Origin of the sequence: Pseudomonas tensinigenes (assembly GCF_014268445.2) — a bacterium.
In the GTDB taxonomy this organism is placed as follows: Bacteria; Pseudomonadota; Gammaproteobacteria; order Pseudomonadales; family Pseudomonadaceae; genus Aquipseudomonas; species Aquipseudomonas tensinigenes.
In genome coordinates this window covers 1,948,927-1,962,537 of the sequence record NZ_CP077089.1, presented here as the reverse complement: position 1 = coordinate 1,962,537, position 13,611 = coordinate 1,948,927, and the positions used below count along the sequence as shown (strand labels likewise).

General features: G+C 60.1%; 17 protein-coding genes. 9 read left to right on the top strand and 8 right to left on the bottom strand.

Annotated elements, in window-relative coordinates; genetic code table 11:
- Positions 1-3: 3 nt before the first annotated feature.
- From HU718_RS08650 to HU718_RS08630, 5 genes are all read right to left on the bottom strand, one after another.
- Positions 4-195 (bottom strand): DUF1289 domain-containing protein, encoded by a 192-nt coding sequence (locus tag HU718_RS08650; protein ID WP_007919669.1) that lies wholly within the window; start codon positions 193-195, stop codon positions 4-6.
- A gap of 128 nt (positions 196-323) precedes the next feature.
- Complete coding sequence (gene scpB, locus HU718_RS08645) at positions 324-1,319, bottom strand: SMC-Scp complex subunit ScpB (protein ID WP_186616388.1); 996 nt, start codon at positions 1,317-1,319, stop codon at positions 324-326.
- A gap of 11 nt (positions 1,320-1,330) precedes the next feature.
- On the bottom strand, positions 1,331-2,152 hold the full coding sequence (locus HU718_RS08640; protein WP_024012074.1) for a segregation and condensation protein A: 822 nt from the start codon (positions 2,150-2,152) through the stop codon (positions 1,331-1,333).
- Positions 2,153-2,782: an L-threonylcarbamoyladenylate synthase gene (locus HU718_RS08635; RefSeq protein ID WP_034153313.1), complete on the bottom strand. Its 630-nt coding sequence runs from the start codon at positions 2,780-2,782 to the stop codon at positions 2,153-2,155.
- A gap of 13 nt (positions 2,783-2,795) precedes the next feature.
- Positions 2,796-3,659 carry a PHP domain-containing protein gene (locus HU718_RS08630; protein ID WP_134177735.1) on the bottom strand — a complete coding sequence of 288 codons (864 nt, stop codon included), beginning with the start codon at positions 3,657-3,659 and terminating at the stop codon, positions 2,796-2,798.
- Positions 3,660-3,746: 87 nt separating this feature from the next.
- Here HU718_RS08630 and HU718_RS08625 point away from each other — a divergent pair, with 87 nt between their 5' ends.
- From HU718_RS08625 to HU718_RS08600, 6 genes are all read left to right on the top strand, one after another.
- Complete coding sequence (locus HU718_RS08625) at positions 3,747-4,346, top strand: septation protein A (protein ID WP_007919675.1); 600 nt, start codon at positions 3,747-3,749, stop codon at positions 4,344-4,346.
- Position 4,347: 1 nt separating this feature from the next.
- On the top strand, positions 4,348-4,647 hold the full coding sequence (locus tag HU718_RS08620; protein WP_016987935.1) for a YciI family protein: 300 nt from the start codon (positions 4,348-4,350) through the stop codon (positions 4,645-4,647).
- Positions 4,648-4,757: 110 nt separating this feature from the next.
- Positions 4,758-5,168, top strand: coding sequence for an SH3 domain-containing protein (locus HU718_RS08615; protein WP_038363742.1), 411 nt, complete (start codon positions 4,758-4,760; stop codon positions 5,166-5,168).
- 7 nt (positions 5,169-5,175) lie between these two features.
- Positions 5,176-5,853 carry a response regulator transcription factor gene (locus HU718_RS08610; RefSeq protein WP_016987937.1) on the top strand — a complete coding sequence of 226 codons (678 nt, stop codon included), beginning with the start codon at positions 5,176-5,178 and terminating at the stop codon, positions 5,851-5,853.
- A gap of 231 nt (positions 5,854-6,084) precedes the next feature.
- Positions 6,085-6,534: a Spy/CpxP family protein refolding chaperone gene (locus tag HU718_RS08605; RefSeq protein WP_016987938.1), complete on the top strand. Its 450-nt coding sequence runs from the start codon at positions 6,085-6,087 to the stop codon at positions 6,532-6,534.
- A gap of 177 nt (positions 6,535-6,711) precedes the next feature.
- A complete protein-coding gene (locus HU718_RS08600; protein WP_186616389.1) occupies positions 6,712-8,052 on the top strand; it encodes a sensor histidine kinase in 1,341 nt (446 codons plus the stop codon).
- 267 nt (positions 8,053-8,319) lie between these two features.
- Here the strand turns inward: HU718_RS08600 and HU718_RS08595 are convergent, their stop codons facing one another.
- Entirely contained in the window at positions 8,320-8,886 is a 567-nt protein-coding gene (locus HU718_RS08595) for a nitroreductase family protein (RefSeq protein WP_095122772.1), read from the bottom strand.
- 121 nt (positions 8,887-9,007) lie between these two features.
- Between HU718_RS08595 and HU718_RS08590 the strand changes: the two genes are divergently transcribed.
- The gene (locus HU718_RS08590) at positions 9,008-10,462 is read left to right on the top strand and encodes a TrkH family potassium uptake protein (RefSeq protein WP_186616390.1); all 1,455 of its coding nucleotides are present in this window, start codon (positions 9,008-9,010) and stop codon (positions 10,460-10,462) included.
- Here HU718_RS08590 and HU718_RS08585 read toward each other — a convergent pair.
- Positions 10,419-11,480, bottom strand: coding sequence for an AraC family transcriptional regulator (locus tag HU718_RS08585; RefSeq protein WP_202883842.1), 1,062 nt, complete (start codon positions 11,478-11,480; stop codon positions 10,419-10,421). The two genes, HU718_RS08590 and HU718_RS08585, sit on opposite strands and share 44 nt — an antisense overlap.
- A 164-nt stretch (positions 11,481-11,644) precedes the next feature.
- Here HU718_RS08585 and HU718_RS08580 point away from each other — a divergent pair, with 164 nt between their 5' ends.
- Complete coding sequence (locus tag HU718_RS08580; RefSeq protein WP_150795336.1) at positions 11,645-11,956, top strand: Mpo1-like protein; 312 nt, start codon at positions 11,645-11,647, stop codon at positions 11,954-11,956.
- Between the two features lie 14 nt (positions 11,957-11,970).
- The gene (locus HU718_RS08575) at positions 11,971-12,561 is read left to right on the top strand and encodes an HD domain-containing protein (RefSeq protein WP_186616391.1); all 591 of its coding nucleotides are present in this window, start codon (positions 11,971-11,973) and stop codon (positions 12,559-12,561) included.
- Positions 12,562-12,682: 121 nt separating this feature from the next.
- On the opposite strand, the gene HU718_RS08570 is transcribed toward HU718_RS08575, so the two are convergent.
- Complete coding sequence (locus HU718_RS08570; protein ID WP_007919701.1) at positions 12,683-13,498, bottom strand: UDP-2,3-diacylglucosamine diphosphatase; 816 nt, start codon at positions 13,496-13,498, stop codon at positions 12,683-12,685.
- Positions 13,499-13,611 lie beyond the last annotated feature (113 nt).

Here is a 13,611-nt window from a genome sequence, read left to right as displayed (position 1 = left end):
CAGTTATTTCTTTTTCCGCCGACCGGCGCCACCGAGTTTGATCAGGCGCAGCGCGGCTTCGGCCAGTACGGTGCGCTTGTCGTCCTTGTCGAGTTTCTTCCAGGCCTTGATTTCACGCTTGCTGCGGCCGCAGCCGAGGCAGATGTCGTCGGTGAATTTGCAGAGGCTGATGCACGGGTCTTTGGTGGAACTCATCACTCACTCCGAATATGCACCGTTTCCTGTGGGAGCGAGCCTGCTCGCGAAAGGGCTCTGTCAGTCGACATCATCGTTGTCTGACACACCGCATTCGCGAGCAGGCTCGCTCCCACAGTTGTTCGTAATCAGTCTTCGAATTCGCGGCGCTCGGCTTCGATGGCTTCGGCCAGGGCGCGGGCTTCGGCTTCTTCTTCGCTTAGCTCCGGCTCGGGCGCTGGCGCCGGTTGTTCGAGGGCGGCGACGGCGGCCAACAGCTTCTCGCGGGCTTCGGCGACGCCAAGAATGTCTTCTTCCGGTTCGGCTTCTGGCTCAGCTTCAAGTTCAACTTCAATGGTTGGCTCGGCGATCTGCGGCGCAGGCTCAGTCTCGGTTTCTGCATCAACCGTCGGTGCCTCACCATCCACCGCATCCCGCAGCAAATCGTCGAAGTCGGTCTTGATCCCCTCTTCCATGCTGTCCAGCTCCAGCAACAACGTATGGAAACTGGTCTCTTCCTTCTCCTCCTCCGGCTCGGCGCTGGCGTCGGCCAGTTCCTGCAAGTTCTGCGGCACCGGCGCATCGTCGAAATCAAGCACCGGGTCAGTTTCCATCTCGCGCAGTTCGGCCAGCGGCGGCAGGTCTTCGAGGTTCTTCAGGTTGAAGTGATCGAGAAAGCCTTTGGTGGTGGCAAACATCGCCGGTTTGCCCGGCACATCGCGGTAACCGACGACGCGGATCCACTCACGCTCAAGCAAGGTTTTGACGATGTTGCTGTTCACCGCCACACCGCGCACGTCTTCGATCTCGCCACGGGTGATCGGCTGGCGATAGGCGATCAGCGCGATGGTTTCCAACAGCGCACGGGAATAGCGCTGCGGGCGCTCTTCCCACAAGCGACCGACCCACGGCGAAAACTTCTCGCGGATCTGCAAACGATAGCCCGACGAGACTTCCTTGAGTTCGAAAGCACGGCCCTCGCAGGACTTGCCGAGCAGGGTCAGGGCTTTCTTGAAAACTGCAGGCTCGGGGCGTTCGCCCTCTTCAAACAGTTCAAAGAGGCGCTCAAGGGATTGCGGCTTTCCCGAGGCCAACAGAAAGGCTTCAAGCAGGGGTGCCAGCTCGCGGGGTTCAGTCAGGTTCATGTTTCGACTCGTTATTCGGCTCGGGCTCGCACGTGGATCGCGGCGAACGGCTCATTCTGCACCAGCTCGACCAAGGATTCCTTGACCAGTTCAAGGATCGCCATAAAGGTCACCACCACACCCAGCCTGCCTTCTTCAGCAGTGAACAGCTCGACGAACGGCACAAAACCGCCGCCCTTGAGCCGTTCCAGCACATCGCTCATGCGTTCGCGGGTGGACAGTGCTTCACGACTGACCTGGTGGCTTTCAAACATATCGCCACGGCGCAGCACTTCGGCCATGCACATCAAAATTTCTTCCAGCGCGACATCCGGCAACAGCTTGCGCGCGCGGGCTTCCGGGGCGTCGAGCTTGGGCACGATGACATCGCGGCCGACGCGGCTCAAGCCGTCGATGCCTTCAGCAGCAGCCTTGAAACGCTCGTATTCCTGCAAGCGGCGGATCAGTTCGGCGCGCGGATCGTCTTCTTCGTCTTCGACGGTTTCGGCACGCGGCAGAAGCATGCGCGACTTGATCTCGGCGAGCATCGCGGCCATCACCAGATATTCGGCGGCCAGCTCCAGACGCACCGACTGCATCAGCTCGACATAACCCATGTACTGGCGGGTGATTTCCGCCACCGGGATGTCGAGGATGTTGATGTTCTGTTTGCGGATCAGGTACAGCAGCAGGTCGAGCGGACCTTCGAAGGCTTCAAGAAAGACTTCCAGCGCATCCGGCGGGATGTACAGATCCAGCGGCATTTCCATGACCGCCTGGCCATAGACCATGGCAAACGGCAGTTCCTGCTGAGCGCCGGCCTGGGGATCGACAACGGTTTCCACTGCGGACATTCAGGCCTCGACCATGAACGGCGTCGGATCGCCGCAACCGACGCGGACCACTTCCGGGTCATCGCCGGTGAGGTCGATCACCGTCGAAGCTTTAATACCGCCGAAGCCGCCGTCGACGATCAAGTCCACCTGATGTTCAAGCAATTGACGCATTTCGTACGGATCGCTGAGCGGGTCTTCATCGCCGGGCATGATCAGGGTCACGCTCATCAGCGGCTCACCGAGTTCGGCCAGCAGCGCCAGCGCGATCGGATGGCTCGGCACGCGCAGGCCGATGGTGCGCTTCTTCGGATGCAGCAAAAGACGCGGCACTTCGCGGGTGGCGTTGAGAATAAAGGTGTACGGCCCCGGCAGATGCGCCTTGAGAATACGGAAGGTGCCGGTGTCGATCTTGGCGTAGTTGCCCAGTTGCGACAGGTCGCTGCAGATCAGGGCGAAATTGTGCTTTTCATCGAGCTGACGCAGGCGACGAACACGCTCGATCGCGGTTTTATCGCCGATTTGGCAACCGATCGCGTAGGAAGAGTCCGTGGGATAAATCACCACCCCGCCCTTGCGGATGATCTCGACCGCCTGTTTTATCAGGCGCGCTTGCGGGTTTTCCGGATGTATCTGGAAAAATTGACTCACATTCTCTACCTGTTCAGACGGCGGCAATATCTGTGTCATGTTTGAACCGACACCACAGGGGTGGAAGGTCCTCGGGAACCGGCCGGTACTGGCCGATCTCGGACCAGCCGCCAGGGCCATGGAAGTCACTGCCGGCGCTGACCAGCAGACCGAACTCACGGGCAAGGATTGCCAGGCTGCCGACCTGTTCCGCAGGCTGATGGCCATTGACCACCTCGATTGCATGCCCGCCTGCTTGAATATAGTCGGCAATCAGCTTTCGGCGCTTGCTGCGGGTGAAATCGTAATGCCAAGGATGCGCCAGACTGACCCAGGCACCGGCGGCGCGCAGTGTGCCAACGGTGTCTTCCAGCGTCGGCCAGTGCAACTTGACGTCACCCAGCTTGCCGGCGCCGAGCCATTTGCGGAATGCCTCGGCGCGATCCTTTACAAACCCTTCACGCACCATCCAGTCGGCAAAATGCGGACGGGCCGGGGCGTTGCCGCTGTCGCCCAGTTCCTGCTGCACCTGCCGGGCGCCTTCGAGGGCACCGGGCATGCCCTTGAGGGCGAGCTTGCGGCTTATTTCTTCCGACCGCAGCCAGCGGCCATCGTGCAATTTGGCAATTGCCTCGACCAGCGGCGCCGCATTGACATCAAAACCGTAGCCCAACACATGAATGGTCGCGCCGCCCCAAGTGCAGGACAACTCAACGCCGTTGACCAGTTGCATACCCAATTCATTGGCGGCCGTACGCGCTTCGGCGAGGCCTTCGAGGGTGTCGTGGTCGGTCAACGCCAGGACTCGCACGCCGTTCTCGAACGCACGCGCAACCAGAACCGCAGGCGCCAGGGCGCCATCGGAGGCCGTGCTATGGCAGTGCAAATCAACATTCACGGGGAGTTGTAACCTCAAATCAGCTGGCGCTATCGCGCGCCCATATGTTTGTTATTATGCCGCCACATCCAGCTTCTGGCTCTCACTGTGAAACAATTCATCGATTTCATCCCGCTTCTGCTGTTCTTCATCGTTTACAAACTTGATCCACGGGTCGTCGACATCGCTGGCCATGAAGTCACTGTAGGCGGTATTTACAGTGCCACGGCGATGCTGATCATCAGTTCCCTGGTGGTGTACGGCGCGTTGTTCATCAAACAGCGCAAGCTGGAAAAGAGCCAATGGCTGACCCTGATCGCCTGCCTGGTGTTCGGCAGCCTGACGCTGGCCTTCCACAGCGAAACCTTCCTGAAGTGGAAAGCGCCGGTGGTCAACTGGCTGTTTGCCGTCGCCTTCATCGGCAGCCACTTCATCGGCGATCGCCTGTTGATCAAACGCATCATGGGCCACGCGCTGACCCTGCCGGATCCGGTGTGGACCCGCCTGAACATCGCCTGGATCGCCTTTTTCCTGTTCTGCGGAGCCGCCAACCTGTTCGTCGCCTTCACCTTCCAGAGCTACTGGGTGGACTTCAAGGTGTTCGGCAGCCTGGGCATGACCCTGGTATTCCTGGTCGCACAGGGCATTTACCTGTCGCGCCATCTGCACGATGCCGATACCACAACAACACCAAAAACCGAGGACTGACATGCTCTACGCCATCATTGCCACCGACGTCGCCAACTCACTGGAAGCACGCCTGGCCGCGCGCCCTGCGCATCTGGAACGCCTGCAAGCGCTCAAGGGCGAAGGCCGCATCGTATTGGCCGGTCCGCACCCGGCCGTCGACAGCAATGATCCGGGCGCAGCGGGTTTCACCGGCAGCCTGATCGTCGCCGAATTCGATTCGCTGAGCGCTGCACAAGCATGGGCCGATGCCGATCCGTACATTGCCGCCGGCGTCTACGCCAATGTGATCGTCAAGCCGTTCAAGCAAGTCCTGCCGTAACGCTATCCCCACGCGATGAACCTTCTCGGTTCATCGCGTTCTCAATCGCTCATTATTCTCGTTTGCCTGCCGACAACCTGCCCAATATCCATTTGGAAACAGGTGTCGCGATGCGCAAGGGTCCGTTGTGTCTGATGTTGGTCACGTTGTCGATCATGGCGCCCGCCCATGGTGAGGAAACCACCGAAGGCGGCAGCTCCACGCCATTGTCGTTAAGCGCCGGCAGCCAGATCACCGAGTTGCAGCAGCGCCTCAAGGCCAGCGAGCAGCAGCGGGAAGAACTGAGCAAACAACTGCAAAATGCCGACAACACCCGCGAAAGCGCCCAGCTTGCCCGGTTGCGCCAGGAGAACCAGCGTCTCAAGCTGCAACTCAAGGAAGCCCAGGCCAGCCCGCTGCCGCGTCTGTTGACCGATCAGCAGCAGTGGTTCGTCACGGGCGCCGGAGTAGCGCTATTGGCGCTGCTCTGCGGTATCTTTGCCAGTGGAGCAAGCCGAAAACGTCGGCAATGGCTAAATTGAGTGAGTCATGAGCGAGCTGTTACTGATTGATGATGACCAGGAGTTGTGCGAACTCCTGAGTAGCTGGCTGAGCCAGGAAGGCTTCCATGTGCGCGCCTGCCACGATGGCCAGAGTGCGCGCAAGGCCTTGGCCGAAACAGCTCCGGCGGCAGTGGTGCTGGACGTGATGCTGCCCGATGGCAGTGGTCTGGAACTGCTCAAGCAACTGCGCAACGACCACGCCGACCTGCCGGTGCTGATGCTGTCGGCCCGCGGCGAGCCGCTGGACCGTATCCTCGGCCTCGAACTGGGTGCCGACGATTATCTGGCCAAACCGTGCGACCCACGTGAGCTGACCGCCCGTCTGCGCGCCGTGTTGCGCCGCAGTCATCCGGCGGCGGTGTCGACGCAACTCGAACTGGGCGACCTGAGTTTCAGCCCGGTGCGCGGCGTCGTCAGCATTGATGAGAAAGAACTGACTCTCACCGTCTCCGAAAGTCGCCTGCTGGAAGCCCTGCTCAAACAACCCGGCGAGCCGCTGGACAAACAGGAACTGGCGCAGCTCGCCCTCGGCCGCAAGCTGACCCTGTACGACCGCAGCCTCGACATGCACGTCAGCAACCTGCGCAAAAAGATCGGCCCGCACCCCGACGGGCGTCCACGGATCGTCGCCCTGCGCAGCCGCGGTTACTTCTATAGCCTCTGAACCGCGCCCATTCCCACTGTAGGAGCTGCCGAAGGCTGCGATCTTTTGATCTTGTTTTTAAAAGACAGATCAAAAGATCGCAGCCTTCGGCAGCTCCTGCACAGGGTATGTGTAAGGCTGGACGCGAAGCGTCTTTACCGAAGCTTTACGCAGTGCTGACCGCCGCTGACCTTGATCTCCGTAATCTGAACTCATCCGGAACGTACCGGGAACGAGACAAGGAGATACACCATGCGCAAGACTCTTATCGCTCTGATGTTCGCTGCCGCTCTGCCAACCGTCGCCATGGCCATGCCGCAAGACGGCGGCCCGATGGGTGGCCCGCTTGACGGCCCACGCCACGGCGGTCAGATGCACGGCATGCACGGCAAAGGTCCGTACAGCCAACTCGACCTGTCCCGCGAACAACGCGAGCAGATCCGCAAGATCATGGGCGAGCAGATGCACGAGCGTAAGCAAGTGGTCGACAAGTACCTGGAAAAACTCTCGCCGGCTGACCAGAAAGCCATGAAGGACGAGATGGCCGCCAACCACAAGAAAGCCGAGACCGATGTCCGCGCCGTGTTGAAACCGGATCAACAGAAGAAATTCGACGAGATCCAGAAGAAACAGGCCGAGCGTCGCGCCGAATGGGCCGAGTTCAAGGCGTGGAAAGCGCAACAGGCGCAAAAGGCGCAATAATGTTCTGACCCCGGACCCGACGGCTAAACACCGTCGGGTCTTTTTCCACCGATCCAATGTAGGAGTGAGCCTGCTCGCGATAGCGGTGTGTCAGTCAACGGATACTTGTCTGACTCACCGCTTTCGCGAGCAGGCTCGCTCCCACATTTTAGATTTGTGTTTGATTGAGGATTTTCTGTGCGTTCATTGTTCTGGCGTATTCTCGCGAGCTTCTGGCTGGCCATCGCTCTGGTGGCCGGGTTGTCCATTCTGCTCGGACATATGCTCAATCAGGACGCGTGGATCCTCAGCCGCCATCCGGGCCTCAACACCCTCGCCGGCGAATGGACACAAACCTACGAAGCTCAGGGCGAAGAAGCCGCCCAGGACATTCTCGAACAGCGCAAACGCCAATATCACATCGACGTTCAGGTGCTCAACGAATCCGGCGACCCGGTGGTGCGTGGCACCTTCCCGCGCCGCGCCGCCGCATTTGAGGCACGCCAGAACAATGATGACCGGCGCCTGCCATGGCGGCGCCTGACCGATGAGTTCACCAGTGAAAAAACCGGTGACACCTACCTGTTCATCTACCGCATACCGCACCCGGAACTCGACTCCTGGCACCGCGAAAGTCTGCTTTGGCCACTGAGCGCTCTGGGCATCGCGCTGGTGGTGCTGACCCTGTTCAGTTTGCTGGTGACCTTCTCCATCACCCGCCCGCTCAGCCGTTTGCGCGGCGCGGTGCATGATCTGGGGCAGACCACGTATCAGCAGAACAGCCTGGCGAAACTGGCCAACCGTCGCGATGAGTTCGGCGTACTGGCCAACGATTTCAACCGCATGGGCGCACGCCTGCAAAGCCTGATTGGCAGCCAGCGGCAGCTGTTGCGCGACGTGTCTCACGAATTGCGCTCGCCGCTGGCGCGGCTGCGCATTGCCTTGGCGCTGGCGGAACGGGCCAACCCCGAAGAACGCGAGAAACTCTGGCCACGACTGACCCGCGAGTGTGATCGGCTGGAGGCGTTGATCAGTGAAATTCTGGTATTGGCGCGCGTCGATGCCGACAACGCCAGCGCTGAAGAGGTGGATTTGAATGCGTTGCTCGGCACGTTGCAGAAGGATGCGAAGCTTGGATCGCCCGAGCAGATTGTCCGACTTGATGCCGAACCGCAGTTGAACCTGAAGGGCTGGCCGACCATGATCGAGCGTGCCGTCGATAATCTGCTGCGTAATGCTCAACGCTTCAACCCGGAGGGTCAAGCGATTGAAATGCAGGCTTCGCGTCAGGGCGAGAAAATCATCGTCAGCGTGCGCGACCATGGGCCGGGGGTGCAGGCCGAACATTTAAGTCAGTTGGGCGAGCCGTTTTATCGCGCGCCGGGGCAGACGGCGGCGGGACATGGTCTGGGCCTGGCGATTGCGCGGCGAGCGGCGGAGCGTCATGGTGGGAGTTTGATGCTGGCCAATCATCCGCAGGGCGGGTTTATTGCGAGTCTGGAATTGCCATTGGTGCCGGGAGCGGTGGTGCAACTTTAAGAGCTAAAAGCGACCCTCACCCCAGCCCTCTCCCGGAGGGAGAGGGGGCCGACCGAGGTGTCTTGCGTCATACATCGACCTGAAGAACCGAGTCGATTATGGACTGAAGATACTTGAACCGTCGTCGACTCTGGGCTCGAAATGCATCGGAGCCGTTATCGACTCTGGATTCAGCCGAGCACTTTCAGGTCGGCGTACTTCTACAGCATCCCCCAATCAGTCCCCTCTCCCTCTGGGAGAGGGTTAGGGTGAGGGGCTTTTTGATCTTCAGGCTTTACCAGGCCAGACACTAACGAACTCGCTCAGGTCGACCTTCTCAGCTACGCGAGGCTCCTTCTGCGGCGTGCCAAGGTAAAGAAACGCAATCACCTCTTCACCCTCCCCCAGCCCCAAACCTTTGGCCACGTGCTGCGAATAAGCCAGATCCCCCGTACGCCACACCGCACCAATCCCCTGCGCATACGCTGCCAGCAAAATACCGTGCGCCGCACACCCCGCCGCCAGCAACTGCTCGGCCTTAGGATATTTAACGTGCTCCTGCAATTTAGCGATCACCACAACCACCAGCGGCGCCCGCAGCGGGCCGTTGCGCGCCTTGTCGATCATCGCTTCGGTGACTTCGCCTTCCTGCAGCTGTGCAGCCTCGGCCAGCAACTCGCCCATTTGCTCGCGCGCTGCGCCTTCGACGGTCAGAAAGCGATACGGCTGCAAGTGCCCGTGATCCGGCGCGCGCAACGCTGCGCCAAACAGGGCTTCGCGCTGCTCGGCAGTGGGGGCCGGTTCGACCAGTCGTGGAACGGAAACACGGTTGAGCAACGCGTCGAGAGCCTGCATCGGCCACCTCCTGAGAAAAATGTGCGGCTATTCTAGCTTCATCTGCCAACAGGATGCCGGTTTACATGCCCTGCCCCACGGGTAGAATGGCGCCCTTCCCACATCAGCCCGAGCGGACTTCATGGCGTTGCCGACCTTACGGATCATTGGTTTCATCATCGGCATCTTCCTGATCACCCTGGCCGTGGCCATGGTCGTGCCGATGGCCACTCTGGTGATTTTCGAACGCACCAGCGACCTGCCGTCGTTCCTCTGGGCGAGCATGATCACCTTCGTCGCCGGCCTCGCGCTGGTGATTCCCGGCCGCCCGGAACACATTCACCTGCGCCCGCGCGACATGTACCTGTTGACGGTCAGCAGTTGGCTGGTGGTGTGCATTTTCGCCGCGCTGCCGTTTCTGCTGACCCAGCACATCAGCTACACCGACTCGTTTTTCGAAAGCATGTCCGGCATCACCGCGACCGGCTCGACCGTGCTCAATCATCTCGACGACATGTCCCCGGGCATCCTGATGTGGCGCTCGTTGCTGCACTGGATCGGCGGGATCGGCTTTATCGGCATGGCGGTAGCGATTCTGCCGCTGCTGCGCATCGGTGGCATGCGCCTGTTCCAGACCGAATCCTCGGACCGTTCGGAAAAGGTCATGCCGCGCTCGCACATGGTAGCGCGGCTGATCGTGGCGGCTTACGTCGGCATCACCATCCTCGGCAGCCTGGCGTTCTGGTGGGCCGGGATGAGCCCGTTCGACGCGATCAACCACGCGATGTCGGCGATTTCCACCGGTGGTTTCTCGACCTCCGACCAGTCGCTGGCCAAGTGGACGCAACCGGCGGTGCACTGGGTCGCAGTCGTCATCATGATTCTCGGCAGCCTGCCGTTCACCCTGTACGTGGCGACGTTGCGCGGCAACCGCAAGGCGCTGATCAAGGATCAGCAAGTGCAGGGTTTGCTCGGCATGTTGCTGGTGACCTGGCTGGTGCTCGGCACCTGGTACTGGTGGACGACCAACCTGCATTGGCTGGAGGCGCTACGCCACGTGGCGCTGAACGTGACGTCGGTGGTCACAACGACCGGTTTTGCCCTTGGCGACTACAGCCTGTGGGGCAACTTCTCGCTGATGCTGTTTTTCTATCTGGGCTTTGTCGGTGGCTGTTCCGGGTCGACAGCTGGCGGGATCAAGATTTTCCGGTTCCAGGTCGCCTACATCCTGCTCAAGGCCAACCTTAATCAGCTGATTCACCCGCGCGCGGTGATCAAGCAGAAGTACAACGGCCATCGCCTCGACGAAGAAATCGTCCGTTCGATTCTGACTTTTTCGTTCTTCTTCGCCATCACCATCTGCGTGATCGCCCTGCTGCTGTCGCTGCTCGGTGTCGACTGGATGACCGCGCTGACCGGCGCCGCCAGCACCGTGTCCGGCGTCGGCCCGGGCCTGGGCGAAACCATCGGCCCAGCCGGCAACTTCGCCACCCTGCCGGACGCGGCCAAGTGGATCCTGTCGTTCGGCATGCTGCTCGGCCGACTGGAGATCATTACGGTGTTTGTACTGTGTATTCCGGCCTTTTGGCGTCACTGACCGCGCTCGGCGCCTGCAACAACCGCGTCCGGTAATCGCCGGGCGTGGTGTCGAACCAGCGGCGGAACGCGCGAAAGAAGTTGCTCGGATCGGCAAAACCCAACAGGTAAGCGATTTCCAGCAAGGTCATGCGCGGTTGCGCCAGATACTGCTCGGCCAGTTCGCGGCGCGTGTCATCGAGCAACTGTTGAAAACTGGTGCCCTCCTCCTGCAAGCGCCGCTGCAAGGTACGCTGCGATAAATGTAGAGTCTGCGCCACGGTATCGCGCTTCGGTTCGCCTTGTGGCAGCAACCGGCACAGCACCTGTCGCGCCTTGTGGGTCACGCGACTTTCGGAAAACCGCGCCAGGTATTCCCCGGCAAACCGGTCATGCAACAGCGCCATCGCCTCGTTGGCCGTAGGCAACGGGGCTTCCATGTCGGCCCGCTCGAAAATCAGCGCATCGTAAGGTGCGTTGAACATCAGCGGTGCATGAAAGGCTTGTTTGTAGGGTTCCAGGTCGTCGGGTTCGGCGCCCTGCACCAGCACTTTGACCGGATGCAGCGTGCGCCCGGTCAACCAGCCGCACAGGCCCAGCGCACAGGCCAGCGAGGCTTCGGCGCTTTGCCGGGTCGGCGGCAGATGGTCGCCGTGCACGGTCAGAATCAGCGCATAACCTTCTTCCAGCAGACGGAAGCTCAGGTCGGCACTTTCGGCGATAATCCGCTGATAACGCACCAGCCGCTGAAAGCCTTCGGCCAGGGTATTGCTCGACATCAGCGCATAACCGGCGACATGAAACGACGCCGGTCGCACCACTTTGCCCATGTTCAGGCCAATCGCCGGATTACCGGACAGTTCGACTGCCCGCTGCCACAGCCGGGTCATGGAATCTTGCGGGAAGCGCGCATCCGGATCATCCAGAGCCGTGTAATCAAGCCCCAGCTGCTTGAACAGAACCCGGCAATCCAGGCCGTCCATCTCCAATGCTTTGACAATCCCCATCGCCCAGCTTGCAGAAGTCGTTCGTTCGCTCATGGCGTTTTTCTTTTACATGAGGGGCCGCATGTTACGGCCTGATTTGCGAAGGATACTAAAGTGGCGCCGATTGTCACTGGCCCACGCCAATGATCACTCTAGACTCAAATAAGCTACCCGCAGCACAACTCGTCGCCAGAACAATAACCACAGAGAACGCGGTCGTGGAAAACATCAAGCATTTCAGCAGCTTCGCTGAGTTCTATCCGTATTACCTCAGCGAACACAGCAACAGCACCTGCCGGCGTCTGCACTTCATCGGCACGACACTGGTGATTTTCATTCTGGCGATGACCATCGCCAAAGGCGCCTGGCTGCTGCTATTGGCGGTGCCGCTGGCCGGTTACAGCTTTGCCTGGGTCGGGCACTTCTTCTTTGAAAAGAACCGACCGGCGACTTTCCAGCACCCGCTGTACAGCCTGCTCGGCGACTTCGTCATGTACCGCGACATGATTCTGGGTCGCGTGGCGTTCTGAATGAGGGTCAGCCAATGAATGCCAATGCCCGCTTCACCCATATGAAGGACGGTACGCAGGAAGACTGGGCGATCATCGCCGCTGACTTCAGTGCCTACGCCAAACAGTTGCCCTCGCGGATCATGACTCACCTGAAATTGCTCGAAGGCGATTTCGGCGGCTTTCCGGTGGATCGCCTGACCCACTCGCTGCAAACCGCCACCCGCGCGTTTCGTGACGGGCGCGACGAGGAATACGTGGTTTGCGCGTTGCTGCATGACATTGGTGACACGCTCGGTTCATATAACCATCCGGACATTGCTGCGGCGATTCTCAAGCCGTTCGTCAGTGCCGAGAATCTGTGGATGGTCGAGAAGCACGGGGTGTTTCAGGGGTATTACTTCTTTCATCACCTGGGCATGGATCGGCATCTGCGCGAGCAGTTCGCCGACCATCCGCAGTATCAAGCGACCGCCGAGTTTTGTGCCAAATACGATGCGGCGGCGTTTGATCCGGGCTATGACGCGCTGCCGTTGAGCTTCTTTGAGCCGATGATGGAACGGTTGTTTGCGCAGCCGAAGAACTCGATTTACAAAGCTGCAATGGAGGAACACAGCCCCGCCTGAGAACGCCACAATCCAAAATGTGGGAGCGAGCCTGCTCGCGAATGCGGAGTGTCAGGCGACACGGCTTTGCCTGATTTATCGCTTTCGCGAGCAGGCTCGCTCCCACAGGGTTCTCTTTCGCTCAGGCGAGTTCGGCGACTTTGGCCGCCTTGAGCTCCGCCTCCCGCGCCTGCGCATCCGCCAGCCGATACAGCTCGATCGTGCCGTCCCAATGCTCGATCAGCGCTGTGCACGACTCCACCCAATCACCGCAATTGAGGTAATCCACCTCCCCCACCTTGCGGATCTCGGCATGGTGAATGTGCCCGCACACCACACCATGCAACTCGCGCTTCACACACTCGTGGGCAATGGCTTCTTCAAAATCACTGATGAAACTCACCGCCGTCTTAACCTTGTGTTTCAGGTACGCCGAGAGTGACCAGTAACCGTAGCCATACCGCGCCCGCCAATGGTTGAGCCAGCGGTTGAGGGTCAGGGTGAATTCGTAGGCGGAGTCGCCGAGGAAGGCCAGCCAGCGGTGATAACGGGTGATGACATCGAACTGATCGCCGTGAATCACCAGCAGATGCCGACCATCGGCGGTGACATGCACCGCCTCGTCGACCAGTTGGATATTGCCCAGTATCAGCTTGGAATACCGACGCAGGAATTCGTCGTGATTACCGGTGACGTAAATCACCTCGGTGCCGCGCTTGCTCATGGTCAGCAAACGCCGGATCACGTTGGTATGCGCCTGCGGCCAGTACATACCGCCGCGCAGTTTCCAGCCGTCAATAATGTCGCCGACCAAATAAATCTTGTCGGCATGGTAGCCCTTGAGAAATTGCGACAAGTGCTCGGCCTGGCAATCGCGCGTGCCCAGATGCACGTCGGAGATCCACAGGGTTCGCACCCGTTGTTTGCGACTGGGTCTGGCGAGCTCGGCGCTGGTCATGGGCAACCCTCTGCGATGTTTTCGCCACTCTGCGCCTGCCCGGTTAATCGACCATGACAGGCGTGAGTCAGTCCTGTGACAACGCATCCGGTGTGCGCCGGTGTAGACTGACG

Excerpts from the sequence above, each read along its gene's own strand:
- HU718_RS08650 (WP_007919669.1), bottom strand. The coding sequence starts at position 195 with ATGAGTTCCACCAAAGACCCGTGCATCAGCCTCTGCAAATTCACCGAC.
- scpB (WP_186616388.1), bottom strand. The coding sequence starts at position 1,319 with ATGAACCTGACTGAACCCCGCGAGCTGGCACCCCTGCTTGAAGCCTTT.
- HU718_RS08640 (WP_024012074.1), bottom strand. The coding sequence starts at position 2,152 with ATGTCCGCAGTGGAAACCGTTGTCGATCCCCAGGCCGGCGCTCAGCAG.
- HU718_RS08620 (WP_016987935.1), top strand. The coding sequence starts at position 4,348 with ATGCTCTACGCCATCATTGCCACCGACGTCGCCAACTCACTGGAAGCA.
- HU718_RS08615 (WP_038363742.1), top strand. The coding sequence starts at position 4,758 with ATGCGCAAGGGTCCGTTGTGTCTGATGTTGGTCACGTTGTCGATCATG.
- HU718_RS08610 (WP_016987937.1), top strand. The coding sequence starts at position 5,176 with ATGAGCGAGCTGTTACTGATTGATGATGACCAGGAGTTGTGCGAACTC.
- HU718_RS08605 (WP_016987938.1), top strand. The coding sequence starts at position 6,085 with ATGCGCAAGACTCTTATCGCTCTGATGTTCGCTGCCGCTCTGCCAACC.
- HU718_RS08595 (WP_095122772.1), bottom strand. The coding sequence starts at position 8,886 with ATGCAGGCTCTCGACGCGTTGCTCAACCGTGTTTCCGTTCCACGACTG.
- HU718_RS08590 (WP_186616390.1), top strand. The coding sequence starts at position 9,008 with ATGGCGTTGCCGACCTTACGGATCATTGGTTTCATCATCGGCATCTTC.
- HU718_RS08585 (WP_202883842.1), bottom strand. The coding sequence starts at position 11,480 with ATGAGCGAACGAACGACTTCTGCAAGCTGGGCGATGGGGATTGTCAAA.
- HU718_RS08575 (WP_186616391.1), top strand. The coding sequence starts at position 11,971 with ATGAATGCCAATGCCCGCTTCACCCATATGAAGGACGGTACGCAGGAA.
- HU718_RS08570 (WP_007919701.1), bottom strand. The coding sequence starts at position 13,498 with ATGACCAGCGCCGAGCTCGCCAGACCCAGTCGCAAACAACGGGTGCGA.